A 25,422-nucleotide genomic window follows, 5' to 3' on the forward strand; every position below is an offset into this window, starting at 1 on the left:
GCGCCATGAAAAAAATAAGCATCTCCGCCAATCGCCGCCGTTTCCTGCGCGGCGCGCTGACCGCCGCGCCCGCTGCCGCGCTGGCCGTCACCACCGGCAGCCTCTCCGCCAGTGCCCAGGAACAAGCCGGCAACGTCCCCTACAAACCCGTCTTCTTCAACCAGGATGAATTCGCGCTCCTGAGCGCCCTGGCCGATACCCTCATCCCCGCCGACGAGACCGGGCCCGGTGCGCTCGAAGCGGGCGTACCCGCCTTCATCGATGCGCAGATGAATACCCCCTACGGGCAGGGCCAGCTGTGGTACATGCAAGGCCCCTTCACCCCGGACGCTCCGCCCGAATTCGGCTACCAGCTGCCCTATCCGCCACGCGAACTGTACAAGAAGGGACTGGCCGAATTCGACGCGGCCATCCGCCAGCAGTACGGCCACGGCTATGTGGAACTGAACACCCAGCAACGCGAAAAGATGATGGGCGAGTTCGAGAAGGGCGACCAGGGCAGCCTCAAGATGGCCACCATCCCGCCTGCGGCGCTGTTCAACCTGTTGCTGCAGAACGTGCACGAAGGCTATTTCTGCGACCCCACCGATGGCGGCAACAAGGGCATGGGTTCGTGGAAGATGATCGGCTTCCCCGGTGCCCGCGCCGACTATTACGACTGGGTTGACCAGTACGGCCGCACCTATCCCCTGCCTCCGATCTCGCGCGGCTGATCGCTGCTTCCTCCTCGCATCGTTTGACCCAGAAAGCCCAAGCATATGGCCAACAAGAACATGAAAGCAGTCGACGTCGTCATCGTCGGCTTCGGCTGGACCGGTGCCATCATGGCCAAGGAAATGACCGAGGCCGGACAAAGCGTGGTGGCGCTGGAACGCGGCGTCTATCGCGACACCTATCCGGATGGCGCCTATCCCAAGACCATCAATGAGCTGGAATACCAGCAGCGCTTCAAGTTATTCCAGAATCTGAACAAATCCTCGTTCACCTTCCGCCGCAAGACCGGCGACAGCGCCATCCCCTATCGCCAGATCGCCATGTTCAAGCCGGGCGAAGGCGTGGGCGGTGCGGGCCTGCACTGGTCGGGCTGCCACTGGCGCATCCTGCCGGAAGAGTTGCGCATGCGCAGCCATTACGAGGAACGCTACGGCAAGGGCTTCATTCCCAAGGATATGACCTTGCAGGACTGGGGAGTGACCTACGAGGAACTGGAGCCGTATTTCGATTTCGCCGAAAAGATGATGGGCACCTCCGGCACCGCCTACCGCGTCGGCGGCAAGGTGGTCGACGACAGCGGCAATCCCTTCGAAGCCAACCGCTCGGACAACTTCCCGCTGCCCGCACAGAAGGAGCAATACCAGGCCGCGCTGTTCCGCAAGGCCGCGCAGCAGGCGGGCTTCCATCCCTTCACCCTGCCCTCGGCCAATGCCTCGGCGCCCTACGTGAACCAGTACGGCTGCCAGATGGGGCCCTGCACCTTCTGCGGCTACTGCTCCGGCTATGCCTGCTACAACTATTCCAAGGCCTCGCCCAACGTCAACATCATGCCGGCCCTGCGCAAGAGTGCGCTGTTCGAATTGCGCAGCAGCTGCAACGTGCTGCGCATCGAACTCGACAGCACCCGCAAGAAGGCCACCGGCGTGACCTACGTGGATGCCAATGGCGATACCGTGTTCCAGCCGGCCAACATCGTCATCGCCAGTACCTTCGCGTACAACAATGCGCGGCTGTTCCTGCTCTCGGGCATCGGCAAACCCTATGACCCGGTGAGCAACACCGGTGCGGTCGGCCGCAACATCGCCTTCCAGATGATGTCGACCATCAATGCCTTCTTCGATCCGGGCAAGAACATCAACGGCTTCATCGGTGCCGGTGGCAATGGCGTGGCGGTGGATGATTTCAATGGCGATCACATGGACCACGGCCCGCTGGGCTTCGTCGGTGGCTCGCCGATCTGGTGCAACCCGGCCGGGGCCAAGCCGATCTCGGGTATCGCCGTGCCCAGCGGTACGCCCAAGTGGGGCCGCGACTGGAAGCGTGCGGTCAAGGCCAGCTATCTGAACACCATGTCCTTCGACGTGCATGGCGCCAACATGGTCTATCGCGACGTGTATGTGGATCTCGATCCCAACTACAAGGATGCCTTCGGCCAGCCGCTGCTGCGCTTCACCTTCGACTGGAAGGACAACGACATCCGCATGAGCCGCTACGTCACCGACCAGGCGGTCAAGATCGCCCACGAACTGAAGGCGCGCGAGATCAAGGTCACCGTCAAGGACTTCGGTGCCGCGCCCGACCTGCGCAGCTACCAGACCACGCACTGGGCCGGTGGCGTGGCCATGGGCACGGATCCGTCCACCAGCGTGGTGAACCGCTACCTGCAGAGCTGGGATGTGCACAACGTCTTTGCGGTGGGCTCGGGCGTGTTTGCCCAGGGCATCGGCTACAACCCGACCGGGGCGGCGGTGGCGCTGACCTACTGGTCGGCGCGCGCCATCCGTGAGCAATACCTGAAGGACCCGCGACCGCTGGTCAGCGCGTGAAGACGGGAGCGATGATGAAACGACTGATCCTGATCTCCGCCCTGGCGCTCGGTACGGCGGCGCTGGCCGCCAGTGCCGCCTACAACCTGGCGCATGCCGATGCATCGCTGAGCGTTCCTGCCCCACCCAAGCCGCCCGTGGGCGCGCGCCTGCTCAACCGGGAGACCCCACCCCTGCGCCCGCTGGCCACGCCGCCAGCCGATGCGGCACTGGCCGAGCGCGTCGCCAAAAAAGACAGCCCCAGTGCCGATGACCAGCTACTCTTGCGCGGTGCTTATCTTGCACGCGCCGGGGATTGCGTGGCCTGCCACACCAGCAAGGGAGGTGCGCCCTTCGCAGGCGGACTGGCGCTGGCCTCGCCGATCGGTGCGATCTACTCCACCAACATCACGCCCGACAAGGAACACGGCATCGGCGACTGGAGCTACGAAGATTTCGCGCGCCTGATGCGCACCGGCGTGACCAAGGCGGGTTATACGGTCTATCCGGCCATGCCCTATCCCTCGTATTCGCGCCTGACCGATGAGGACATGCAGGCGCTGTACGCGTATTTCACCAAGGCCGTGCCGCCTTCGGCGCAGGCCAATCGTGCCAATGACATCCCCTGGCCCTTGTCGATGCGCTGGCCGCTGGCGATCTGGCGCAAGTTGTTCGCGCCGACACCAGCGCCCTATGCGGCACCCGCCGGGACTGACGCACAACTGGCGCGGGGGGCCTATCTGGTGGAAGGACTGGGCCATTGCGGCAGCTGCCACACGCCGCGCTCGACCACGATGCAGGAGAAATCGCTGCGGGATGACAGCAGCCGCCTGTATCTCTCCGGCGGGCAGGTGGTCGATGGCTGGAGCGTACCGTCGCTGCGCAACGAGCATGGCGGTGGCATCGCGGGCTGGAGCCAGGCCGACCTGGTGGAATTCCTGCGTACCGGCCGCAACCAGTACACCGCTTCCTTCGGTGCCATGAATGACGTGATCGAGCATTCCATGCAATACATGACCGAGGCCGATCTCAATGCGATGTCGCGTTACCTGTTGAGCCTGGCACCACGCAACGGAGCCGAGCCCTATCGCTATGACGAGGCCGCGGCCACGGCGGCTTACGAAGGACGTCCGCAGACGCCGGGCGCAGCGCTCTACCTGGATCGCTGCGCGGCCTGCCATCGCAGCAACGGCACCGGCTATGGCAAGGCCTTCCCGGCGCTGGCCGGCAATCCGGTGCTGCAAACCGCGGATGCCACCTCGGCCATCCGCATCATCCTGCAAGGCGGACGCCAGCCCTCCACCGATTCCGCCACGGCGGGGCTGGTGATGGCACCCTATGCGCAACTGCTCAACGATCAGCAGGTAGCCGAAGTCACCTCCTACATCCAGACCGCCTGGGGCAATCGCGGCGCGACCGTGAGTGCGGCCGATGTGGCCAAGATCCGCAAGACGGCCAAGCCCGTAGAAGACCGGGCACCCTGAGCGCAACGCCGCTGCACCCCTTCAATGCAGGCTACGGGCGGCACGATCAATCAGGTCGGCCACCTGTCGCGGATGCGAGACCAGCGACAGGTGGCTGGAAACAATGGTCTCGGTCTGCGCCTTCATGGCAGCGGCAAACTGCTGCTGCACGGCGGTCGACAAGGCGTGATCTCCCTGCGTGACCAGATACCAGCCGGGCTTGTCGTGCCAGGCCGCGTGCATGACCGCTTCCGCGAAGGCGCTGGCGGCAATGGGCTGCTGCACGGCCGCCAGCGCACGTACCTGATCGACCGCCACGTCGTGCGCCATCACCTGCGCAAATACCTTGGGGTCATCCAGCCAGATGAGTCCGTCGTGGTCCGGCTGCAGGCCCTGCATGGGTGCCTGCAGTCGCTGCAAGGCCTGCGCCACGCTCTCGCCGGAATCCGGTGCCAGCGCTGACAGATAGACCAGTCCCTTCACCTTCTCCTGATTCCCGGCCTCCGAAATCACCGCCCCGCCCCACGAATGCCCGACCAGCAGCACCGGATGCGGCTGGCGCGCAATGACGCGGGAAGTGGCCGCCACATCGGCCGCCAGGCTGCTGAGCGGATTCTGTACCGCCGTCACGTGATAACCCTTGCGTTGCAGGAGCGCGATCACTTTGCTCCAGCTGGAGCCATCAGCGAACGCGCCGTGGACCAGGACGATATCGATCAAGGGGGCGGGCTCGGTACGCATGGTCTGGGCCGGTGAGAGAAACGAGATCAGAAAAAGCCAGGCCATCAGGCCGGCCAGCATCCAACGCCTGCGCAGGCGATGGCGGTCCAGGTTGTGCTTCATCGCTCTTGCGCTCCTCATCCGATGAAGGTGGCCTGTGGCACCCAGTGCGCCGGGAAGCCAGCGGCAGCCAGGGCGGGTGTGCAGCCATGGGCCTGGTAACTGGCCACGCCCTGGCTGATGAAGGCATCCAGCGCCATCATCGCGTGCAGTTCCGCTTCATCGGCGCAGGAAGCCAGGATGAGTCCGCCGCCGCCCGCCGCCAGCGGGCCCGCGCATATCACGCGGCCCTGCTTGATCTGCGCGGCAAGCCAGGCCTTGTGCGGGTCGAGGTGCCGCTGCACTTCCTCGATGGGTCGGGTATAGGTGAGGACGATGGCAAAGATCATGATGCGCTCCCGATCAGTTGGCCAGCAGGTCGGCCACGACGGACGGGATCTCGTCCAGCGCCGCGCGCATGGATTGGCTGCGCAGCTCGGCCCCCTTGGTCAGCCGTTCGGCACGTACGAAGCGCACGCGCTGGATGCCGAGGAAACTGAAGAAGGCCTTCAGGTACGACTCCTGATGATCCATCACCGCCGCCGGTCCGCTGGAATACATGCCACCGCGCGTGGAAGCCACGATCACCGCCTTGTCACCGGACAAACCCAGCGGCCCCTGCTCGGTATAGCGGAAGGTGCGTCCCGGCTGGGCCACACGGTCCAGCCAGGCCTTGAGCTGGCTGGGCACCGAAAAGTTGTACATCGGTACGCCCAGGACGATGACGTCACTGTCGAGGAATTCGCTGACCAGCGTCTCTGAAAGCGCGTGCTCGGCCAGTACGCCCGCATCCGTGACGCTGCCACCGGGCTGGCGGAAGCCGGCGGCAATGGCACCGTCCAGGTGGGCGATGGGCGCACTCACCAGATCGCGTGCGCTGACCCGGGCTTGCGGATGCCGGGCCTGCAGATGATCGACGATGGCCGCGCTCAGGACACGTGAGGCGGAGGCATCGGCCAGGATGCTGGTATCGAGGTGGAGAATCTTCATGGCGAGGTCCTTTTATTCATCAATGAGGAAGAGCACGGGACTGACGATACCGACGCAAAGGCCGCGCCACTAGCCATCATCGGCGCACCAGATTGTTCCATGCATGGAACAATGCCGATCTTATAATCAGGCTTTCCCTCATCGTCGGAGCGCGCATGGAAGACCTCAACGATCTCGCCTTGTTTGCGTCTGTCGTGGTGCACGGCAGCTTCTCGGCAGCCGCCCGTGCGCTCGACATTCCCAAATCACGCATCAGCCGCCGGGTGGCCGAGCTCGAACAGCGACTGGGCGTGCGGCTGCTGCAACGTTCCACACGGGTGGTGCGTGTCACCGATGTGGGTGCGGCTTTCTTTACCCACTGCGAAGCCATGACGCAGGCGGCGCGGGCGGCGGTGGAAGTGAGCGAACAGGCGGGGGCCAAACCTGCGGGCCGGCTAAGGGTGAGTTCGCCCATGGGAGTGGCGCACATCTTCCTGGCGCCGCTGCTGGCGCGCTTCCTGTGCGCCCATCCTGACGTGCGGCTGGAGCTGGAATTGAGCAATCGCCGGGTCGATGTCATCGGCGAGGGTTTCGATGTGGCCATGCGGGTCAGGAGTACGCTGGAAGATTCCAACCTGGTAGTGCGTACCTTCGGCACCAGCCAGCAGGTACTGGCTGCCAGCCCTGCGTACATTCGGCGACATGGTCCCTTCGACAGCGTGGAGGCTCTGCAAGGACAACGCGGCCTGGGTCCCGGCGGCATGCCGGGCCAGGCCCAGCGCTGGCGACTGCACGGTCCGCAGGGAGAAGTCGCCGAGATCGACTACGTCGCAGCCATGGTGACGGACGACATGCATCTGGCGATGCAGGCTGCCATCGGCGGTGCCGGCGTGGCACTGCTGCCCTTCAACGTCTGCCACGCTGCCATCGAAGGCGGTCAATTGAGGGTGCTGCTCCCTCAGCATCGTGGCACGCCGCATCAGCTGCATGCGGTGTTTCCGTCGCGGCGCGGACTGGTGCCGGCCGTACGCGCCTTCATTGAATTCATGGCGGTTGAGCTGTCGCAGACCATGCAGCAGGAAAACCAGGCCTTGTTGGCGCTGCTGGCGCACAAGCCAGCGCGGACCGGTAAGCCCCGGATCAGGCGGACTGGCAGCGCCTGAGCTCGTCCCGCAGGTCGGCTGCGAATGTCTCCGCCAGTGCCAGCCGCTTGCCGGGATAAGGGAAGATGATGGCGCAACGCGTATCGAGCTCTTCCACCACCGGCCGGATCACGACGCCCGCGCTGACGAACGGTTCCGCCGTGATGCGCGATACCAGCGTGATCCCGGCCCCTTCCGCCACCAGCGCACAGGCCACCAGCGAATTGGGCGTCTCCATGGCCACCTGCACCGATACCCGCAGCTTGGACAGCGCATCATCGATCTGGTAGCGCATGTAGCTGTGCTGCGACAGCAGGATCATCCGCTCTCCATCCAGCTCCTTGAGCGAGATCCGCTTGCGGCGCGCCAGCCGGTGCCCGACCGGCAGCACCAGTGCGCGCTCCAGCGGTTCCAGCGGTTCGATCGAAATCGAAGGCTGTGATAGCGGCAACTCGACAATTCCTATATCGAATTGCTTCGTCGCAACCATCTCGGCAATCTGGCGTGACGGCAAGGTCTGCACGAAGACCGACACCTGCGGACGGGCCGCCGCGAAGCGTGCCACCGTACGCGGCACCAGGCTCTGCGAGAGCGCCGGCAATGTCGCAATGCGCAATGCACCGGCCCGCTGGTGCCCGATATCGTGCGCCACCTGGGCAATGCGGTCGAGGTTGCCATAGATCGGTTCGAGCTCTGCATAAAGGGCCTGGGCCTCGGGTGTGGCGACCAGTTTGCGGCCGCGCCGCTCGAACAGGTCGTAGCCGATCCTGATCTCCAGATGCGCGATGGCCCGGCTCACCGCCGGCTGGGTCACGCTCATCATCTGGGCGGCACCCACTACGGTGCCGGTGCGCATGACCGAATAGAAGGCTTCGATCTGGCGCAAATTCACGCTGTTTCTCATATAACCAACTCGCTGTAATGGTTCGGCAAATATGCCTCAAGGAGGTGCAGTATCGCATCTTTGCAGTGCCTTTTCCCTCGTAAATTCGCTGATTTGCACCGCAACAAGACACATAACAAACAGGCATAAGCAACCCTCGAAATTTTAATATTTGAGGCGCGGAGGACTGCCTACACTAGGGGCTCCTGCTGTCCATTCAACTGCAGTCCCTACCCGGAGGAATACCTGATGCGAAGCGTTCTTGGCATAACGATGGCGGCCGCCTTGCTGGCCACGGCAACTTCCCATGCGGCGGAAACGGTCTATGTCGGCGGCTACGGCGGTTCGACCGAACAGGCCTTCAAGGAAAAGATCATTCCGCCGTTCGAAGCGAAGACCGGCAGCAAGGTGGTCTACGTATCCGGCAACTCCACCGACCTGCTGGCCAAGCTGCAAGCGCAGAAGGGCCGCCAGGAAATGTCGCTGGCCATGATCGACGATGGTCCGATGTACCAGGCCGTCGGCCAGGGCCTGTGCGCCAGGATCGAAGAAGGCAGCGGCTCGCGCGAGGCCTATCCCAACGCCCGCATGATCGGGGACAAGTCGATCGGCATCGGCTTCATCGCCACCGGCCTGGCTTACAACAAGGAAGTCTTTGCCAGGAACGGCTGGAAGGCCCCCGACTCCTGGCAGGACCTGACCAATCCCAAGTACAAGCAGAAGGTGGTGATTCCGCCCATCACCAACGGCTATGGCCTGCTGACGCTGGTCATGATGGCGCGCCTCAACGGCGGCAGCGAAGAAAAGATCGCACCGGGTTTCGACGCCATGATCAAGAAGGTGGCGCCCAATGTGCTGGCCTGGGAGCCCTCTCCGGGCAAGATGGCCGAGATGCTGCAGACCGGTGAGGCGGCCCTTGCCGTCTGGGGCAATGGCCGCGTGCAGGCGGTCATCGACCAGGGCGCACCGGTGGAATTCGTCTATCCCAAGGAAGGGGCGGTGGCACTGATGTCGGCCGCCTGTGTCGTCGAAGGTGCACCGCAGCCCAAGCTGGCGCAGCAGTTCCTGCAGTACGTGCTGTCGGCCGAGGTGCAGGCCATCCTCGCCACGGCCCAGGGCTGGGGACCGGTCAACAAGAACACCAGGCTCGCACCGGAGGTCATGAAGCGCGTGGTCTACGGACCCGAGAAGGTGAGCCAGATGATCGCTCCCAACTACGGCGTGATCAATGCCCAGCGCGCCGAGTGGACCAATCGCTGGAACCGCGCCGTCGAGCGCTGAGCGCTCCTCCTTGCCAGATCAGACCAGGGGATTTCCTCCATGAGCTTTCTTCAATTGAATGGCCTGTCCAAGCACTACGGCGATGTGGTGGCCGTGGGACAGTGCGAGCTGTCGGTGGCCAAGGGCGAATTCATCAGCCTGCTGGGCCCCTCGGGCTGCGGCAAGACCACCACGCTGCAGATGATCGCCGGCTTCGTGCAGCCCAGCAGTGGACGCATCCTGCTCGATGGCCGCGACATCACCGACATCAAGCCGAGCCGGCGCGGCCTCGGCATCGTCTTCCAGAACTACGCCTTGTTCCCGCACATGACGGTGGCGCAGAACGTCTCCTTCGGCATGGAGATGCAGGGGCTGGCCAGCGGTGAACGCAACCGGCGGGTGGCGGAAACGCTGGAGCTGGTGCACCTGGCTGCACTGGCGCAACGCTATCCCAAAGAGCTCTCCGGGGGCCAGCGCCAGCGTGTTGCGCTGGCCCGCGCGCTGGCCATCCAGCCACCGGTGCTGCTGCTGGATGAGCCGATGGGTGCGCTTGATGCCAAGCTGCGCGAAGAAATGCAGATCGAACTGCGCGCCCTGCAGCACCGTGTGGGTGTGACCACCATCATGGTCACGCATGACCAGGCCGAGGCCATGACCCTGTCCGATCGCGTGGTGCTGATGAACAAGGGCTGCATCGAACAGATCGGCCGTCCCTACGACATGTACGAACAACCCAACGGACGGTTTTCCTCGACCTTCCTGGGCAAGGCCAACGTGTTTGCCGGCACCCGCATGCAGGGCCGCGACTGCGTCGAACTCCAGGGTTATCGCCTGCCTGCCTCCGATCTGGCCACCCACGGCGAGGTCGAATACATCGTGCGTCCCGAGAAGCTGGAATTCACCACGCCGGAAACAGCCATGCTGGCCGGGCGCGTGGAGGCACGCGTATTCCTCGGCAATCACTGGCTCTATCAGGTGCAGACCCCGCTGGGCCTGGTGCAGATCAGCCAGTCCAACAGGGGTGCCCCCAGCTCGGCCGAAGGCGATACGGTCAGCCTGCGCTGGGCCGCGGAACATGCGCACGTGGTCCCCCGTGCGGGAGCCGCGCGATGACCGCCCGCAGCAGCGCCCTGCCCTACTGGATGGGCACACCGGCCGCCCTGCTCACGCTGGCCTTCGTGGTGCTGCCGCTGGTGGTGACCTTGTCGCTGAGCTTCTTTCCGTTCGTGGCCGGTGGCGGCACGGGCGATCAGCTCACGCTGACCCACTATCTCGACATCGCCACCGATGACTACTTCCAGAGCATCTTCCTGCGCACCTTCGGGCTGGCGCTGGTGGTCACCCTGATCTGCATTGCCATCGGCGTACCGGAAGCCTATGTGCTGTCGCGCCTGTCGGAAAGATGGCGGGCGGTGTCCATCGTGATCGTGCTGGGCCCGCTGCTGATCTCGGTCGTGGTCCGCACCCTGGGCTGGGCCATCCTGCTGGGCAACGAAGGCGTGATCAACAAGGCCTTGATGGCGATGGGTCTCATCGAGACACCGCTCAAGATGCTGTTCACCTTTACCGGCGTGGTGATCGCCCTGGTGCATGTGCTGGTGCCGATGATGGTGCTGGCCGTCTGGGCCTCGCTGCAGAAGCTCGATCCGGCCACCGAACAGGCTGCCGAATCGCTGGGCGCGGGACTGGGAACCATCATGCTGCGCATCGTCTTCCCGCAGGTGATCCCGGGCGTGCTCTCGGGCGGACTGATCGTGTTTTCGCTGGCGGCCAGCGCCTTCGCCACGCCGGCCATCATCGGCGGACGACGACTGAAAGTGGTACCGACCACCATCTATGACGAATTCCTCGGCAATCTGAACTGGCCACTGGGGGCGGCGCTGTCGGTGGTGCTGCTGGTGATCGTGCTGGCTGTCTCGCTGGGCGTGAACCGCCTGGTGGAGCGCCGCTACAGGCAGGTGTTCCAATGAAGACGCGCGCTCCGCTTCCGCTGTTGCTGTTCCACTTCGCCTTTGCGGCCTTCATGCTGGCTCCGCTGGTGATGGTGGTCTGCGTTTCCTTCACCGACAAGGGCTATATTTCGCTGCCCTTCGATGGCGCCTCGCTGCGCTGGTACGGTGCCATTCTGCGCGAGGACAGTTTCATGACGGCCTTCTATCGCAGCCTGTCGCTGGGTGTCACGGCAGCCACGCTGGCCACCTTGCTGGCGGTGCCGGCCGGCATGGCCATCGCCTGGTATCGCTTTCCCGGACGCGATGCCTTGCTGGGGCTGTTGCTGTCGCCGCTGATGGTGCCCAACATCGTGCTGGGCATCGCACTGCTGCGCTTGCTGACCTTGCTGGGCTCGCCCGGTACCGCTTGGGGCCTCACGGTGGCACACACGGTCATCGTGCTGCCCTACGTACTGCGCCTGGTGGTAGCCGCAGCCACCGGCTTCGACCGCACCATCGCGCAGGCCGCGCAATCGCTGGGTGCATCGGCCTGGACGGTGTTCCGCCGGGTCGAGCTGCCGCTCATCATCCCGGGCGTGGCGGGGGGCTGGATCATTGCCTTCATCAACAGTTTCGACGAACTGACCATGTCCATCTTCGTCGCTTCCGCCGGTACCGAGACCCTGCCGGTGAAGATGTACAACCACATCGCCAACACCATCGATCCGCTGCTGGCCTCGGTCTCCACGGTACTCATCGTGCTGACCCTGGTGCTGATGGCGCTGCTGGAACGCTTCTACGGGCTGGACCGGATTCTCTCTGGAAAGACATCATGATTTCAACGGATATCGATACGCTGGTCATCGGCGGCGGTGTGGTGGGCATGTCCATCGCCTACGGCCTCTCCAAAGCCGGCGAACGAGTGCTGGTGCTGGACGAGGGCGACGATGCCTTTCGTGCCGCACGCGGCAATTTCGGCCTGGTCTGGGTGCAGGGCAAGGGCGAAGAACGGCCCGACTATGCGCGCTGGAGCATGGCCTCGGTGCTGCGCTGGTCCTCCTTTGCGCAGGAGCTGACGGCGGCCAACGGCATCGACCTGGAGCTGCAGCAGATCGGCGGCCTGCAATTCTTCCTGGACGAGGACGAACTGCGGGCCTACGTACGGAAGCTGGAAAACCTGCGCGCCGCCGTCGGTGACTACCCCTTCGAGGTCCTCGATCCGGTCGCGCTGAAACAGCTCTCGCCGCACATCGGCCCGGAAGTGGTCGGTGCGGTCTACGGTCCGCGTGACGGCCACGTCAGTCCGCTGCGCCTGTTGCGCTCGCTGGTACAGCGCTTTCACACGCTGGGCGGCATCCTGCGCAATGGCGTGCGCTGCGAGCAGATCGTCCATCGTGCCGACCGCTTCCACGTGCAGGCGGGCGGCAAGGAATACGTCGCCGGCAAGCTGGTGCTGGCGGCCGGGCTGGGCAACCGCACGCTGGGCCCGATGGTCGGCTTGCATGCCCCGGTCGCGCCCAATCGCGGACAGGTGCTGGTGACCGAACGCATGCAGCCCTTCCTGCGCCATCCGTCGGGGCACGTGCGGCAGACCGGCGAGGGCGTGGTGCAGATCGGCGATTCAAAGGAGGACGTCGGATTTGATGACCGCACCTCGATCGATCAGCTGGCCCACATCGCCCATCGCGCGCGCAAATATTTTCCTCTGCTCGACGGGGCCAACGTGGTCCGTACCTGGGGAGCGCTGCGGGTGATGACGCCGGACGGCTTCCCGATCTACGAAGAATCACGTCAATGCCCGGGCGCCTTCCTGGTGACCTGCCACAGCGGCATCACGCTGGCCGCCATGCACGCCGGTCCCCTGGCGGACTGGATCCGGGGTGCGGCCGAGCCAGCCGCCATTTCCACCTTCAAAGCGGAGCGATTCCATGTTCAAGTCCATGCTGACGGCCAGTGAAGACCAGCGCGCCGACATTGCCATCCTGGTCGATGGCAAGACCATCCGGGCACGCGCAGGTGAAAGCCTCGCCACTGCCCTGCTCAATGCGGGCGTCGTCCCCTTGCGGCATACGCCGGTCTCGGGCAGTCCGCGCGCCCCCTTTTGCCTGATGGGGGTGTGCTTCGATTGCCTGGTCGAGGTCGATGGCCGCCAGAACGTGCAATCCTGCATGGTGCAGGTGCATGCAGGGATGCAGGTCCGCCTGCCCGACGGCGCGCGTCACGTGGGAGACCCGGCATGATGGCCCCCACTCACGATCTGATCATCATCGGTGCCGGACCGGCCGGCATGTCCGCCGCGCTGCATGCGGCCGCGCTCGGTCTGAAGACGCTGCTGCTGGATGAGCAGAGCCACCCGGGCGGCCAGATCTATCGCAATGTCACGCAAGTGCCGCCCAAGGTGGCTGCGGTACTGGGCCCGGACTATCGTCATGGACGCAGCCTGGCCGAGCGCCTGCAGCAATGCGGCGTGGACTATCGTCGCGGTGCCCTGGTCTGGGAGATCACCGAGGATCTGGTGGTCACGTTCCAGCAGGATGAGCGTTCCTCACGCGTGCGGGCGCGCCAGATCATTGCCGCTACCGGCGCCATGGAACGGCCTTCGCCGGTTCCGGGCTGGACCTTGCCGGGCGTGCTCAACGCCGGTGCCGCGCAGATCGCGATGAAGACCTCGGCCTCGGTGCCGCAGGGGCCGGTGGTACTGGCCGGTGCGGGCCCGCTGCTGTTGCTGGTGGCTTGCCAGTTGTTGGAGGCGGGGGCCGAAGTCGCGGCCGTGGTACAGACAGCGCCCCGCGAAAACCTGCGCCGCGCCCTGCGTCATCTGCCCGCAGCGCTGGGCGCGCCGCACTATCTGATCAAGGGTATGAAGATGCTGTGGCGTTTGCGCCGGGCTGGCGTACCGCTTTATCAAGGTGCCAGCGAGCTGCGCATCGAGGGCGAGCATCAGGTACAGCAGGTCCAGTTCAATATCGGACCACAGCGCCACACGCTGGCGGCCAAGGTCGTTCTGCTGCATCACGGGGTGGTACCCAATACGCAGCTCAGCCGCCAGCTGCGCCTCGATCACCAGTGGGATGCCATCAATCTCTGCTGGACGCCGGTAGTGGACGCAGGCGGCCAGACCTCCCTGCCCGGATTGCGCATTGCCGGCGACGGTGCCGCTATTGCGGGCGCCCGTGCGGCAGAACCGGCGGGCGTCATTGCGGCCGCCCATGCCGCACTGGCCGTGGGCAAAATCGATGCGCCCACGTGCGCCGCCAGCGTGCGGGAAGCGCAGGCGGAACGTGACCGGCATCTGCGGATCCGTCCCTTCCTGGACGCCCTCTATCGTCCGCCGCAATGGCTCGCGCAGCCGCCGGACGAGGCCATCGTATGCCGCTGCGAAGAGGTCACGGCCGGACAGATCCGCGAGATGGCGCGCCTGGGATGCCAGGGGCCGAACCAGACCAAGTTCTTCAGCCGCTGCGGCATGGGTCCTTGCCAGGGACGCATGTGCGGCCTGACCGTCACGCAGATGCTGGCGCAGGCGTTGCACAAGTCGCCCGAGGAAGTCGGCGCCTATCACATCCGCACGCCGCTCAAACCCATTGCGCTGGCTTCGCTGGCGGCACTGGCCGATACCGAACCGCTGGCCCCGGAATGATCCGGGGCAGCCCCATGGCAGTGACATGATCCATCGTTGACAGGAGAATCGCTTGAGCACCACCGACCACAGCATCGAGAGAAAACACACCAATGCGCGCATGAGCAAGATCGTCCAATATGGCGGCCTGGTCTACCTGTGCGGCCAGACCGCCAATGGCGGACCGCATGCCGAGGCCGACATCGCGACCCAGACCGGCGAAGTCCTGGCCCGGATCGATGCCCTGCTCCAGGAAGCCGGCACCGGCCGGGAGCGCATCCTCTCGACCACCATCTACCTGCGCGACATCGCCGACTTTGCGGCCATGAATGCGGTGTGGGATGCCTGGGTGCCTGCCGGAACCGCGCCGGCCCGTACTACGCTCGAAGCCAGACTGGGCGCATCCAATCTGCTGGTCGAGATGACCGTGATCGCTGCCCGATAAGCAGAAAAAAAAGAAGGGCAGGCAGCCATTGCGGCTGCCTGCCCTTCCGTATTTTTTGCTCAATACTTCACATTGGCAGAGAGGTAGACCGCCCGCCCATCCCCCGGTGCATGCCGGGTCTGGTCGTTGATCCAGACATATTCATAGTAGCGATTGGCCAGGTTCTTGAGCTGCAGTTCCAGGCTCAGCTTGTCGTTGACCTGATAGGTCGCGCTGGCATTGAAGAGCGTATAGCCACCGTACTTGCCGCCGGTATTGGCCGTGGTCAGGTAGTAGCTGCCCTGGCCGTTGACCGAGGCCGACAGCTTCAGGTCCGCCGTGGCCTGGTAATCGATGCCACCGGAATACACCTGGCGCGGCACGTGGTCGATTTCCTTGCCGAGGGTGTTGGGTGCGGTCGGGTCCGGCGTGATGATTTCCGAACGCTGGCGCGAATACGCCAGCCACAGCGTGGTGCGCTTGCCGGCGCGCAGATTGATTTGCAGGTCGACACCCTTGCGCTGCGTGCGTCCCACGTTTTCCGAATCGCCCGTGGGATCGTTCAGGCGTCGCTTGACTTCATCCGAGGCTCGCTGCTCCCACACCGCCACGCGACCATCGAGCCAGTCCACCGGCGTGAACTTGACGCCGGTTTCCCAGCCGTCATTGATGGAAGGACGCAGGTCATTGTTGTTGGACTTGTAGGCCGCCGCGCCCGCGCCGACCTGGAAGGTGCGGCCCCAGTTGGCATACAGGCTGGCCTCGCGGATCGGTGCATAGACCACGCTCAGCTTGGGCTGGCGGATGTAGCCGTAATCCTGGATGCCATAGCTCACCCCGCGCGAGGGATCGTTGAAACGTCCTCCCACATGGTCGACCCGGTAGCCGGGGATGATGCGCAGCGACTCCACAGGCTTGATCACGGCCTGTACATAGGCACCCACCGTATCGAAGACGAAATGATGGTCGCGTGTCTGCGATACGCGTACCTGGTTGACCGTGTTGTAGCGCGGGCTCTGGTCTTCCTGGCGCTCCATGCTGAAGCCGCCTTCCAGTGCCAGGTCGCTCATGCCTTCGAGCGCCTTCCAGCGCGGGCGATAGGTGGCATTGGTCAACAGCCCGTAGTGGGTCTCGTCGATGACGCGCTCCTGCTGCGAGGTCGTGGAGGAATAGCGCAGCCAGCGCTGGTCACGCACACGATTGAGATAGAGCTTGGCACCGACCGAGAGCTGGTCATCGATGTCGCCATCGAAGTGCAGGCTGACCTGGTCCATCTGGCGGTTGCCGCCATCGGACTGGGCATAGGCATAGGACGAAGTCGGGTTGCTGCGCGCATCCTGGGCCGTCAGGTAGCCCGGTTCCTGGGCATAGGCATTGGCATGACGGATGCTCAGGCCGGTGCGATAGCGGCCATCATCGCTGGTGTAGAACCACTTGCCGGAGAAGGCGATGTTCTCGGCCTGCGCATGGTCGCGATAGCCATCCGATTTTTCGTAGCCGACGAAATAATTCTGGGACCAGTTGCCGTTTTCCACGCCCTTGACCACCTGCACCTGGCGCGTGTTGAAGCTGCCGTAGGTCAGGCGCGCCTCGTCGTAGTTGCCGCCCTGGCGGGTGACGATGTTGACGTTGCCGGCGATGTTGTGCAGGCCGTAGCGCGCATCGTTGGTGCCGCGTACAACCTCAATGCGGGCGATATCGAGCGGGAACAGCGTGCCCAGGAAGGGCATGCCGCCCGCATTGTCATTGCTGGGGATGCCGTCGATGAGCAGCTTGACCGCATTGACCTCGCCCTCGCCATTGAAGCCACGGAAGGACAGCTTGCCCGATTCATTGCCCTGGCGGAACTGGGTCAGCATCACGCCGGGCGACTGCGCGAACAGCTCCCAGTTGTATTGCACCTGCTGTTGCTGGATGCGGTCGGCCCCGATCAGGTCCACCGAGGTCAGCACGTTGTTGAGTTGCAGCGGACCACTGCGGCGTGCGCTCACTTCCACGGTACCGAGCGTCAGTGAAGAATCCTCAGCGGCGCTGGCCGATTGCGTCAGCGCCCAAGGTGCGGCCCCCAGGGCCAGCAGGCCGGACAGGGCGGTGAGTTTGAACACGGGTCGTGCGCGATGCTGCGGCCCGGGCCGGCGGGCGGAGTGAGTCGTCATTGGTCTTGTATTGGTATAGGCAGAGCATGCGGCCTCCCCCGGCAGCTGCGCTGCCGTCCCCTGGATGCCGCATGGGAAATCAGGAGCGGCAAGCATAATCTGGTATGACCACTTGTTGAATGTGGCAATTTGTCGCAGGGGCTTGCTACCATGCGAGATCTCTTCCTGCTGATCCTGCGCGCATGAAAAAACCGGACCTCCGTACCCTCGACCTGAACCTGCTCAAGGCACTGGCCGCCCTGCTCGATGAACGCAACGTCACGCGTGCGGCGGCGCGGCTGGGGGTGAGCCAGCCGGCCATGAGCGGCATCCTCACGCGGCTGCGCGAGAATTTCGATGACCCCCTGTTTGCCCGCAGCCAGCGCGGCATCGTGCCCACACCACGGGCGCTGGAACTGGCGCAACCGGTACAGCGCGTACTGCGCGACATCGATGGCCTGCTGCATCCGCCGGTGTTCGACCCGGCCACGGCCCATCTGGATTTCACCATCGCCGCCACCGACTATGCCTTGCGCGCGGTCGCCCTGCCCTTCCTGACGGCGCTCAAGCAGCATGCCCCGTTCATCCGCGTGGCACTGGCGTCGATGGAAGATGCACCGCTGCAGGAGCGGCTGGAGCGCGGCGAGATCGACCTGGCACTGACCACGCCGCAGGATACGCCGCCGGGCCTGCATGCGCGGCGGCTGTTCGACGAACATTACGTCTGCGCGATGCGTGAGGATCATCCGGTGGTGCGGGGACAGCGGCTCTCGCTCAAGCAATTCTGCGCGCTGGATCATGCGCTGGTGTCGTATGCGGGCGATCCCTTCCATGGCGTCACCGATGAAGCATTGGCACAGCGCGGCCTGCAGCGGCGCGTGAGCCTGTCAGTGAAGCGCTTCCTGGTGTTGCCGGAAATCTTGCGCAGCACCGACCTGGTGGCCGTGGTGCCGTCCCGGCTGGTGGCCGGGGTGGAGGGCCTGAAGCTGTTGCCGCCGCCGCTGGAGATCACCGGCTTCACCAAGACAGCGGCGTGGCACGAGCGCACGCATCGCGATCCAGCGCAGCGCTGGCTGCGGCAACTGCTGTTTGCCACGGCCGGGCTGGTGCCTCTGCGCTGATCCTTAGCGCAGCGCAACGGCCTCAGCCGCTGCCCGCGCCAGGCCGGTGATCCATTCCTGATGGGCATTGAGCATGGGATTGGGTAAGGTGGCTGCCAGCTCGCGCGCGGGCTGGCCGTTCTGGGTCTCCTGTGTGAGGATGCGCACGCGGCCGCCCTCCAGGTCTTCGAACAGCCAGGCGTGGTGGACATCCAGACGCTGCGCGGCATCGCCTTCGACCCAGCCGTGCCAGGCGATGCGAGCGGCCTGGCCAGGCTGGGGCGGCAGGTATTCGGTCACTTCCGCTTCGACCGCAAAGCCGAAGGTGGTAAAGCGGAAGCGTGCACCCGCCGACAGCAGCGGACCGCTGCCATCATGGAAGCGGATCTCGCTGGCATTGCCGTAATAGCCGGCCCAGGCGCGCGTGTCGTTGAGCAGCGGCCACACCTGGGGCGCCGAGAGACCGGCGATGATCACTTCATTGGAAACGTAGTTGTCGGTGGTGCCGGGCAGATAGCCGGCCGGCCAGATGATGGCGGCTTGAGTGGTGATGGCAGACATGATTTTCCTTGGCGGATTGTTGGACAGGTCTGCATGATGCGGACCGTCCAGTTATTACGCCAATCCTGAAAAACGATGATGGATATCGGGAAAACTGATATCTGGATCAGGGCACGGGCCTGAGGTTCAGGCGCGGCCGCGTGCGAATTGCGCCGCCACCTCGGCCACGCGCTTGCCCAGATAGGCAGCCGTGGCCAGGTCACTGGCACCGGGCGTGACCTCGGCGGGGGCATCGTCCGATTGCGCCATCGCTCCCAGCCAGCCACCGATGCGATTGAGTTCATCACCGCTCTTGCCGGGGAAGAGATCGACACCGGTCCAGAGCATGCCGTGCTGGGCGGCGAACAGCGCCAGGGTCACCAGGGAATTGAGCTTGTCGCCGTGCAGCGCGCCGGAATTGGTGAAACCGGCCGCGACCTTGTTGCGCCAGGTCTGCGGGATCCACGCCTGGCGGGTCGAGTCTTCCATGAACTGCTTGAAGCGCGCCGAGATGGTGCCGTTATAGGTCGGCGAGCCGAAGATGATGGCGTCGCTGGCGGCAATGGCAGCCCAGTCCACGCTGCCGGCGGCGAGCGGCACCAGGGTGGCGTGAGCCCCTGCGACTTCCTCCACGCCGCGCGCCACGGACTGGGCGAGTTTTTCGGTATGGCCGTAGCCGCTGTCAGAGACGATGCTGATGTTCATGTTTTCTCCTGTGGATAAATCAAACTGTTCGGGACCGGGGAATGACGTAACAGGCTCATTCTGCGCAAATGGATTACATGACGGCAGCAGTGCAATCCTTTAGGATTCATCAAGATGAACTTATCAATCCATTTTTCGGAGAGCAACGGCCATGGATACGTCGCAACGGGTACGCGCCATCATTTCCTTCGTGCAGGCCGCCGATAGCGGCAGCTTCGCCGGTGCCGGGCGGACACTGGGCATCTCCTCAGCTGCGGTGAGCCAGAATGTGGCCGGGCTGGAGACTGCGCTGGGCGTGCGTCTGATGAACCGCACGACGCGCAGCCTGAACCTGACCGAGGAAGGCAGTGCCTTCCTGCGTCAGGCACGCATTGCGCTCGATGCACTGGAACAGGCAACCGATGACGTGGTGGCGGCACGCGCGACACCGACCGGACGCGTGCGCATCTCCACCAGTGCGGCCTTCGGCCGCGAACAATTGCTGCCGCTGCTGCCCGGCCTGAGCCAGCGCTATCCGGCCTTGTCGGTGGAAGTGGATTTCGATGACCGCCTCAGCGAGCTGGTGCAGGACGGCTATGACCTGGCGATCCGGGGCGGACGTATCGCCGATTCGTCGCTGGTCTCGCGCAGCATCTGCAAACTGAACCTGGCGCTGGTCGCCAGTCCCGCCTATCTGGAGGCCCGCGGCACACCGCGCCGCCCGCAGGATCTGCACAAGCACAGCCTGATCACGCGCAAGTTTCTGGGCGGCAAGGTGTCACCCTGGAATTTCCAGGGCAGCGACGGCAGCATCATGACCTGGAATACCGAACACGCACTGCTGACCTTGTCCTCGCCCGAAGCGCTGGTCCAGGCGGCCCTGGCCGGCATGGGTATCGCCGAAGTCGGGGTGCATCACGCGTGGCACTATCTGCAACGCGGGCGATTGAAGGTGCTGCTCTTGCGCAGCCATCATCCGGGCAACTACGAGATGTGCCTGCAATACCCGCACCGGGCGCTGATCGCGCCGCGCGTGCGGGTGGCGGTGGATTACCTGCTGGAAGGCTTCGCCGCCAGCGAGGAACTGCACGTGCCGCTGGCCGCCTTGCGCAAGTACGCGGCCTGATTGCGGCAGCGATTCATTCCTGCTCGATCAGGGCCATATACGGTCCTGGCTGGCGCAGGACCGCGATGTCTCCGGTGATGTGGCCCAGCTTGACCAATCCCTTCGAGTAAGCGAAGTCCTTGTAGAACAGGGCGATATTGCCCCAGGGCGAATAGAAGGCGATGTCCCCGCTGCGCGGGGTATAGCCCTCAGGCTCGCCGCGCGTGGCCAGCTTGCGCGACAGCTGGGCGATCTTCTCGGTCTGGTTGTAGTCGGACAGCTCCAGCGTCAGCGGCAACAGGGCGGCGAAGTCGCGGGCGGCCGGGCCGGGTTCGAGACGCGCGGTCAGGACTGTGTCGGCGATGGTGATGCGCAGGGTCATGGGCAGGCTCTTGGCAGGGGGAAGGGTCTGCGCCGCTGCCGTCATCGGGCAGAGGCTCATCGCGCCGGCCATCAGCACGGCAACTACGGTCAGGCGCGGCAGGAAAGAGAAAGACATGGGCAATCCGGAGGCAATCGATCTGGCCTGATTGTCGCTGCATCATCGGTTCGTGATTAGTCCCGCCGGCCTGAATGCGGTCATCAGTCCAGCTTATGAATCAGGCGCCCTGTCATCACCCCGGCTGACGTGGCCGGTTTTCGTAGCGCAGGGCATTGACCACCAGCGAGAACGCGGGCGAAGGCTGGCGGCGGCTGGGATAGTAGAGGTGATAGCCCTCGAAGACCGGACACCAGTCCTCCAGCACCCGCACCAGCTGGCCGCTCTCCAGATAGGATTGAAGGTCGTCTTCGGGCAGCAGGACCACGCCCAGCCCGGCCAAGGCCGCATCGATCTGCGGCGGCACGGTGTTGAAGATGAGCGAACCGTCGACACGCACGTTGATCTTTTCGCCGTCCTTTTCAAAGTCCCATACGTAAAGCCCGCCCGAGGACGGCATGCGCTGGTTGATGCAATCCTGGGCCATCAGGTCGTTCGGTTGCAGCGGCACCGGATAGCGTGTGAAGTACTCGGGCGAGGCCGCCACCACCATGCGCAGCGGCGGGCCGATGGGCACCGCGATCATGTCGCGGTCGATGGTCTTGCCCCAGCGCACGCCGGCATCGAAGCGGTCGGCCACGATGTCGCGCAGGGCGTAGCTCATGTCGAATTCCAGCTTGATGTCGGGATATTGCTGCAACAGCGGGGCCAGCTTGGGCAGCAGCACGCGCTGGATCATGCCGTCGCCGCAGGTGATGCGCACGGTGCCACCAGGTTTTTCGCGCAGTGCAGTGAGGGCATCGAGCTCGGCCTCGATCTCGTCGAAGCGGTTGCCGATGGACTGGATCAGGCGCTCGCCAGCGGGCGTGAGCGAGATGCTGCGCGTGGTGCGGGTCAGCAGGCGGATCTGCAGGCGCTCTTCGAGGCCGCGGATGGCTTGCGACAGCGCCGATTGCGTCACGCCAAGCGTGGCGGCGGCACGCGTGAAACTGCCCTCGCGCGCCACGGTCACGAAACCCAGCAAGTCATTGAGATTGCGTTTGATCATGCAGCCACCCTTCCTGTGGTGAGCAATAAAGCCGGATCAGCCGGAGGCCGCGCCTGTGAAACTCGGGGTCGGTACCGAAGGGGGACGGGATTCATTGATTAGTTTTTCTAATAGGGTAATTAAGGATTGATTACCTAGTCAATACGGCGCACGCGCGCGACACTGATTGCCTTCACATTCTCCACGGCAAGCGCTGCGACCCGTGCATGCTGGTTTTCGGCGTGCTGCGGCGGGCACAGTCTTGCCCGACATCATCATGAGCAGTTCCTCTTGCACCACCTCTTCACTGCAGGCCACCGACACCCCGGTACAGGCGCACTGGGGCGGCGTCTTCGCGATGACGCTCACGGCCTTTGCCCTGGTCGCTTCCGAATTCATGCCGGTAAGCCTGTTGACGCCCATCGCACAGGATCTGGGCGTGAGCGAAGGCCTGGCCGGGCAAGCGATCTCGGTCTCTGGCGCCTTCGCCGTGCTCACCAGCCTGAGCATTGCGCGCCTGGTCGGGCAGCTGCCACGCAAGACGCTGCTGTTGTGGCTGACGGCGCTGATGCTGATCTCCGGCCCGGTCATTGCGCTGGCCCCCAACTATCCGGTCTACATGGCCGGGCGCGTACTGATCGGCATCGCCATCGGCGGCTTCTGGTCGATGTCGGCCGCCGCCGCCATCCGCCTGGTGCCGCCGCAGGACGTGGCGCGTGCACTGGCCGTCTTCAATGGCGGCAATGCCCTGGCTACCGTCGTGGCCGCCCCGCTGGGCAGTTACCTGGGCGCACTCATCGGCTGGCGTGGCGCCTTCCTGTGCCTGGCACCGGTGACCTTGCTGGCGCTGCTGTGGCAGGCGCTCAGCCTGCCGGCCATGCGTCCGGCCGCGCGCCACACCGCGCCCACGCATCCGCTGGCCCTGCTCGCCACGCCGCTGGTGGCACTGGGCATGGCGGGCGTGAGCCTGCTCTTCATGGGGCAGTTCACGCTCTTCACCTATCTGCGCCCCTTCCTCGAAAGCGAAACGCGGGTGCAGGTGCAAACCCTGTCGCTGATCCTGCTGGCCATCGGCGTGGCCGGATTCATCGGTACTACGCTCATCGGACGGCTGCTGCGCCGTTCGTTCTACGGCACGCTGGTCTTCATCCCGCTGCTGATGGCCGTCATCGCCCTGGCGCTGGTGGCCTGCGGCCATCACGTCCTGCCGGTCAGCTTGCTGCTGGCGCTGTGGGGTCTGGTCGCTACGGCCGCACCGGTGGGCTGGTGGTCGTGGGTGGCGCGCACCCTGCCGCACGATGCCGAAGCCGGCGGCGGGCTGATGGTGGCGCTGGTGCAATTGGCCATCGGCCTGGGGTCCACCCTGGGCGGACTGCTGTTTGACCACGGCGGCCATCACATCACTTTCTTTGCCAGCGCAGGCGTGCTGCTGGCCGCAGCCTTGCTGGCGGCGCTCACGGCCCGCCAGGATCGCCGGCCATCTTCCAACGAAAGGACATCTCCATGAAGATCATTCGCAACGGCAGCACCCCATCGGCCAAGGGACCGGCCTCCTTCTTCACCGGCCATGTGCGCATCGACAGTTTCTTCCAGGGTGAAGAACCGGCGGGCGCGGGCGGTGCCATCGTCACCTTCGAACCCGGTGCGCGCACCGTGTGGCACACCCATCCGCTGGGCCAGACCCTGATCGTGACGCAAGGCGTCGGCTGGACCCAATGCGAAGGCGGCCCGCGCACCGAGATCCGCGCCGGCGACGTCGTCTGGTGTCCGTGCCAGCGCCGTCATTGGCACGGTGCCACCGACACCACCGCCATGACGCACGTGGCCATCACCGAACTGCTTGATGGCAAGAACGTGGAGTGGATGGAGGCGGTCACCGATGCGCAGTATCTCGGTGGTGAAGTCGTCAGGGACTGAGGCTTCCCCCCACTTCGCTCAGTAATCAAAAAATCGGGCGGACACCTTGTGGGTGCCCGCCCGATTTCGTTCACTACGATGTCAGGTCAGCCGTTGGCCCTCAGGCCGCCATGCTGGCGTTGTCGATCACGAAGCGATACTTGATGTCGCCCTTGAGCATGCGCTCGTAGGCGGTGTTGATCTCCTCGGCGCGGATCAGCTCGATATCGGCCACGATGTTGTGCTTGGCGCAGAAGTCCAGCATCTCCTGGGTTTCGGGGATGCCGCCGATCAACGAACCCGCCAGCGAACGGCGCTTCATGATGAGGCTGAAGACATTCGGCGACGGATGCGGCGTGGCTGGTGCGCCGACCAGGGTCATGGTGCCTTCACGCTTCAGCAGCGAGAGGAAGGCATCGAGGTCGTGCGGTGCCGCCACGGTGTTGAGGATGAAGTCGAAGCTCTTGGCATGCGCGGCCATCTCTTCGGCATTGCGCGAGACCACCACTTCATCGGCACCCAGGGCCTTGGCATCGGCACGCTTGGAATCCGAGGTGGTGAAGGCCACCACGTGCGCACCCATGGCGTGCGCAATCTTGATGCCCATGTGGCCGAGGCCGCCGATGCCGACCACACCGACCTTCTTGCCGGGACCGGCACCCCAGTGGCGCAGCGGCGAATAGGTGGTGATGCCGGCGCACAGCAGCGGGGCCACGGCGGCCAGGTCGGCTTCCGGATGGCGGACCGTCAGCACGTAGCGCTCGTGCACCACGATCTGCTGCGAGTAGCCACCCATGGTCCAGCCGGGCGCGTCATCGGTCTTGCCGTTGTAGGTGCCGACCATGTTGTCGCAATAGTTTTCCAGGCCTTCTTCGCAATCAGGGCAAGTCTGGCAGCTGTCGACGATACAGCCCACGCCGACCAGGTCACCGACCTTGAATTTGCTGACGTGGTTGCCGACGGCGGCGACACGGCCCACGATCTCGTGACCGGGGACACAGGGGTATTGGGTGCCGGCCCATTCGGAACGGACCTGGTGCAGGTCGGAGTGGCAGATGCCGCAATAGGCGATGTCGATCTGCACATCGTGCGGTCCGGTGGCGCGGCGGGTGATTTCCAGATGTTCGAGTGGCTTGTCGGCGGCGTGTGCGCCATAAGCGTGGACTGGCATGGGGATCTCCTCAGTAAACGGGCCAATAAGCTGGCGTTGAGAAAGAACAGGTCAGGGGTGGGCAACCTGTCTTGAAAATGGATGATTGTGGCGTCCGACAATGCGCGAAGACAGACCTATTTCGCGATGATTCTTGCCTAAAATTCCGAGACCATCGCGAAGACAAGCGCGTCATTCCCGCGACATCCGCTTCCGTGTGCCCCGGCAACACGGCGCTCGCACACACTGCGTGCGAGCTTGCAGATTCTGCCTCATCA

The 25,422-nt window shown here is 64.5% G+C and carries 26 protein-coding genes; 16 read left to right on the top strand and 10 right to left on the bottom strand.

Annotation, left to right across the window (positions count from 1 at the left end):
• Nucleotides 1-5 precede the first annotated feature (5 nt).
• The 3 genes from ACWFUC_RS02980 to ACWFUC_RS02990 are packed head-to-tail and all read left to right on the top strand — an operon-like array spanning nucleotide 6 to nucleotide 4,003.
• A complete protein-coding gene (locus tag ACWFUC_RS02980; protein WP_209583350.1) occupies nucleotides 6-713 on the top strand; it encodes a gluconate 2-dehydrogenase subunit 3 family protein in 708 nt (235 codons plus the stop codon).
• A 45-nt stretch (nucleotides 714-758) separates the two neighbouring features.
• On the top strand, nucleotides 759-2,540 hold the full coding sequence (locus ACWFUC_RS02985; RefSeq protein ID WP_039783206.1) for a GMC family oxidoreductase: 1,782 nt from the start codon (nucleotides 759-761) through the stop codon (nucleotides 2,538-2,540).
• Between the two features lie 11 nt (nucleotides 2,541-2,551).
• The gene (locus ACWFUC_RS02990; RefSeq protein WP_489624059.1) at nucleotides 2,552-4,003 is read left to right on the top strand and encodes a cytochrome c; all 1,452 of its coding nucleotides are present in this window, start codon (nucleotides 2,552-2,554) and stop codon (nucleotides 4,001-4,003) included.
• Nucleotides 4,004-4,024: 21 nt separating this feature from the next.
• Here the strand turns inward: ACWFUC_RS02990 and ACWFUC_RS02995 are convergent, their stop codons facing one another.
• The 3 genes from ACWFUC_RS02995 to ACWFUC_RS03005 are packed head-to-tail and all read right to left on the bottom strand — an operon-like array spanning nucleotide 4,025 to nucleotide 5,791.
• On the bottom strand, nucleotides 4,025-4,825 hold the full coding sequence (locus tag ACWFUC_RS02995) for an alpha/beta fold hydrolase (protein ID WP_489637435.1): 801 nt from the start codon (nucleotides 4,823-4,825) through the stop codon (nucleotides 4,025-4,027).
• 14 nt (nucleotides 4,826-4,839) lie between these two features.
• Entirely contained in the window at nucleotides 4,840-5,151 is a 312-nt protein-coding gene (locus tag ACWFUC_RS03000) for a YciI family protein (protein WP_489624061.1), read from the bottom strand.
• 13 nt (nucleotides 5,152-5,164) lie between these two features.
• Nucleotides 5,165-5,791 carry an FMN-dependent NADH-azoreductase gene (locus tag ACWFUC_RS03005; RefSeq protein WP_489624062.1) on the bottom strand — a complete coding sequence of 209 codons (627 nt, stop codon included), beginning with the start codon at nucleotides 5,789-5,791 and terminating at the stop codon, nucleotides 5,165-5,167.
• A gap of 155 nt (nucleotides 5,792-5,946) precedes the next feature.
• On the opposite strand from ACWFUC_RS03005, the gene ACWFUC_RS03010 reads away from it, so the two are divergent.
• Nucleotides 5,947-6,933 (top strand): LysR family transcriptional regulator, encoded by a 987-nt coding sequence (locus ACWFUC_RS03010; RefSeq protein ID WP_051057571.1) that lies wholly within the window; start codon nucleotides 5,947-5,949, stop codon nucleotides 6,931-6,933.
• On the opposite strand, the gene ACWFUC_RS03015 is transcribed toward ACWFUC_RS03010, so the two are convergent.
• The gene (locus ACWFUC_RS03015; protein WP_034334773.1) at nucleotides 6,911-7,804 is read right to left on the bottom strand and encodes a LysR family transcriptional regulator; all 894 of its coding nucleotides are present in this window, start codon (nucleotides 7,802-7,804) and stop codon (nucleotides 6,911-6,913) included. The two genes, ACWFUC_RS03010 and ACWFUC_RS03015, sit on opposite strands and share 23 nt — an antisense overlap.
• 240 nt (nucleotides 7,805-8,044) lie before the next feature.
• On the opposite strand from ACWFUC_RS03015, the gene ACWFUC_RS03020 reads away from it, so the two are divergent.
• Genes ACWFUC_RS03020 through ACWFUC_RS03055 form a run of 8 tightly spaced genes read left to right on the top strand, consistent with a single transcriptional unit; the run spans nucleotide 8,045 to nucleotide 15,050 of the window.
• On the top strand, nucleotides 8,045-9,076 hold the full coding sequence (locus ACWFUC_RS03020; protein WP_489624063.1) for an ABC transporter substrate-binding protein: 1,032 nt from the start codon (nucleotides 8,045-8,047) through the stop codon (nucleotides 9,074-9,076).
• Between the two features lie 39 nt (nucleotides 9,077-9,115).
• Nucleotides 9,116-10,168, top strand: coding sequence for an ABC transporter ATP-binding protein (locus ACWFUC_RS03025; RefSeq protein ID WP_489624064.1), 1,053 nt, complete (start codon nucleotides 9,116-9,118; stop codon nucleotides 10,166-10,168).
• The gene (locus ACWFUC_RS03030; RefSeq protein WP_121040957.1) at nucleotides 10,165-11,025 is read left to right on the top strand and encodes an ABC transporter permease; all 861 of its coding nucleotides are present in this window, start codon (nucleotides 10,165-10,167) and stop codon (nucleotides 11,023-11,025) included. Before ACWFUC_RS03025 ends, ACWFUC_RS03030 begins: the two co-directional genes overlap by 4 nt.
• The gene (locus ACWFUC_RS03035) at nucleotides 11,022-11,822 is read left to right on the top strand and encodes an ABC transporter permease (protein WP_034334763.1); all 801 of its coding nucleotides are present in this window, start codon (nucleotides 11,022-11,024) and stop codon (nucleotides 11,820-11,822) included. The genes ACWFUC_RS03030 and ACWFUC_RS03035 overlap by 4 nt, the downstream gene beginning before the upstream one ends.
• Complete coding sequence (locus ACWFUC_RS03040; protein ID WP_121040959.1) at nucleotides 11,819-12,943, top strand: NAD(P)/FAD-dependent oxidoreductase; 1,125 nt, start codon at nucleotides 11,819-11,821, stop codon at nucleotides 12,941-12,943. The genes ACWFUC_RS03035 and ACWFUC_RS03040 overlap by 4 nt, the downstream gene beginning before the upstream one ends.
• A complete protein-coding gene (locus ACWFUC_RS03045) occupies nucleotides 12,915-13,226 on the top strand; it encodes a (2Fe-2S)-binding protein (protein WP_121041360.1) in 312 nt (103 codons plus the stop codon). The genes ACWFUC_RS03040 and ACWFUC_RS03045 overlap by 29 nt, the downstream gene beginning before the upstream one ends.
• Complete coding sequence (locus ACWFUC_RS03050; RefSeq protein ID WP_489624065.1) at nucleotides 13,223-14,626, top strand: FAD-dependent oxidoreductase; 1,404 nt, start codon at nucleotides 13,223-13,225, stop codon at nucleotides 14,624-14,626. Before ACWFUC_RS03045 ends, ACWFUC_RS03050 begins: the two co-directional genes overlap by 4 nt.
• Nucleotides 14,627-14,678: 52 nt before the next feature.
• Nucleotides 14,679-15,050, top strand: coding sequence for a RidA family protein (locus tag ACWFUC_RS03055; protein WP_083859679.1), 372 nt, complete (start codon nucleotides 14,679-14,681; stop codon nucleotides 15,048-15,050).
• A 59-nt stretch (nucleotides 15,051-15,109) separates the two neighbouring features.
• Here the strand turns inward: ACWFUC_RS03055 and ACWFUC_RS03060 are convergent, their stop codons facing one another.
• On the bottom strand, nucleotides 15,110-17,134 hold the full coding sequence (locus ACWFUC_RS03060) for a TonB-dependent receptor (RefSeq protein WP_489624066.1): 2,025 nt from the start codon (nucleotides 17,132-17,134) through the stop codon (nucleotides 15,110-15,112).
• 233 nt (nucleotides 17,135-17,367) lie between these two features.
• Here ACWFUC_RS03060 and ACWFUC_RS03065 point away from each other — a divergent pair, with 233 nt between their 5' ends.
• On the top strand, nucleotides 17,368-18,285 hold the full coding sequence (locus tag ACWFUC_RS03065) for a LysR substrate-binding domain-containing protein (protein ID WP_121040963.1): 918 nt from the start codon (nucleotides 17,368-17,370) through the stop codon (nucleotides 18,283-18,285).
• 3 nt (nucleotides 18,286-18,288) lie between these two features.
• On the opposite strand, the gene ACWFUC_RS03070 is transcribed toward ACWFUC_RS03065, so the two are convergent.
• Both ACWFUC_RS03070 and ACWFUC_RS03075 read right to left on the bottom strand, forming a co-directional pair.
• The gene (locus ACWFUC_RS03070) at nucleotides 18,289-18,825 is read right to left on the bottom strand and encodes an SRPBCC domain-containing protein (RefSeq protein WP_489624067.1); all 537 of its coding nucleotides are present in this window, start codon (nucleotides 18,823-18,825) and stop codon (nucleotides 18,289-18,291) included.
• Between the two features lie 126 nt (nucleotides 18,826-18,951).
• On the bottom strand, nucleotides 18,952-19,509 hold the full coding sequence (locus tag ACWFUC_RS03075) for a flavodoxin family protein (RefSeq protein ID WP_489624068.1): 558 nt from the start codon (nucleotides 19,507-19,509) through the stop codon (nucleotides 18,952-18,954).
• 151 nt (nucleotides 19,510-19,660) lie between these two features.
• Here ACWFUC_RS03075 and ACWFUC_RS03080 point away from each other — a divergent pair, with 151 nt between their 5' ends.
• Nucleotides 19,661-20,614, top strand: a complete 954-nt coding sequence (locus ACWFUC_RS03080; protein ID WP_489624069.1) for a LysR family transcriptional regulator — start codon at nucleotides 19,661-19,663, stop codon at nucleotides 20,612-20,614.
• A gap of 13 nt (nucleotides 20,615-20,627) precedes the next feature.
• Here ACWFUC_RS03080 and ACWFUC_RS03085 read toward each other — a convergent pair whose 3' ends face one another.
• Together ACWFUC_RS03085 and ACWFUC_RS03090 are read right to left on the bottom strand one after the other, a co-directional pair.
• Entirely contained in the window at nucleotides 20,628-21,092 is a 465-nt protein-coding gene (locus tag ACWFUC_RS03085; RefSeq protein WP_489624070.1) for a cyclophilin-like fold protein, read from the bottom strand.
• 115 nt (nucleotides 21,093-21,207) lie between these two features.
• Nucleotides 21,208-22,119, bottom strand: a complete 912-nt coding sequence (locus ACWFUC_RS03090) for a LysR family transcriptional regulator (protein WP_489635016.1) — start codon at nucleotides 22,117-22,119, stop codon at nucleotides 21,208-21,210.
• A 256-nt stretch (nucleotides 22,120-22,375) separates the two neighbouring features.
• Here ACWFUC_RS03090 and ACWFUC_RS03095 point away from each other — a divergent pair, with 256 nt between their 5' ends.
• On the top strand, nucleotides 22,376-23,605 hold the full coding sequence (locus ACWFUC_RS03095; protein WP_489637436.1) for an MFS transporter: 1,230 nt from the start codon (nucleotides 22,376-22,378) through the stop codon (nucleotides 23,603-23,605).
• A complete protein-coding gene (locus ACWFUC_RS03100; protein ID WP_489624073.1) occupies nucleotides 23,602-24,015 on the top strand; it encodes a (R)-mandelonitrile lyase in 414 nt (137 codons plus the stop codon). Before ACWFUC_RS03095 ends, ACWFUC_RS03100 begins: the two co-directional genes overlap by 4 nt.
• Nucleotides 24,016-24,115: 100 nt before the next feature.
• Here ACWFUC_RS03100 and ACWFUC_RS03105 read toward each other — a convergent pair whose 3' ends face one another.
• Nucleotides 24,116-25,165 (bottom strand): NAD(P)-dependent alcohol dehydrogenase, encoded by a 1,050-nt coding sequence (locus ACWFUC_RS03105; RefSeq protein ID WP_039783185.1) that lies wholly within the window; start codon nucleotides 25,163-25,165, stop codon nucleotides 24,116-24,118.
• Nucleotides 25,166-25,422: the final 257 nt, after the last annotated feature.

This window comes from Herbaspirillum sp. Her4 (assembly GCF_057961335.1).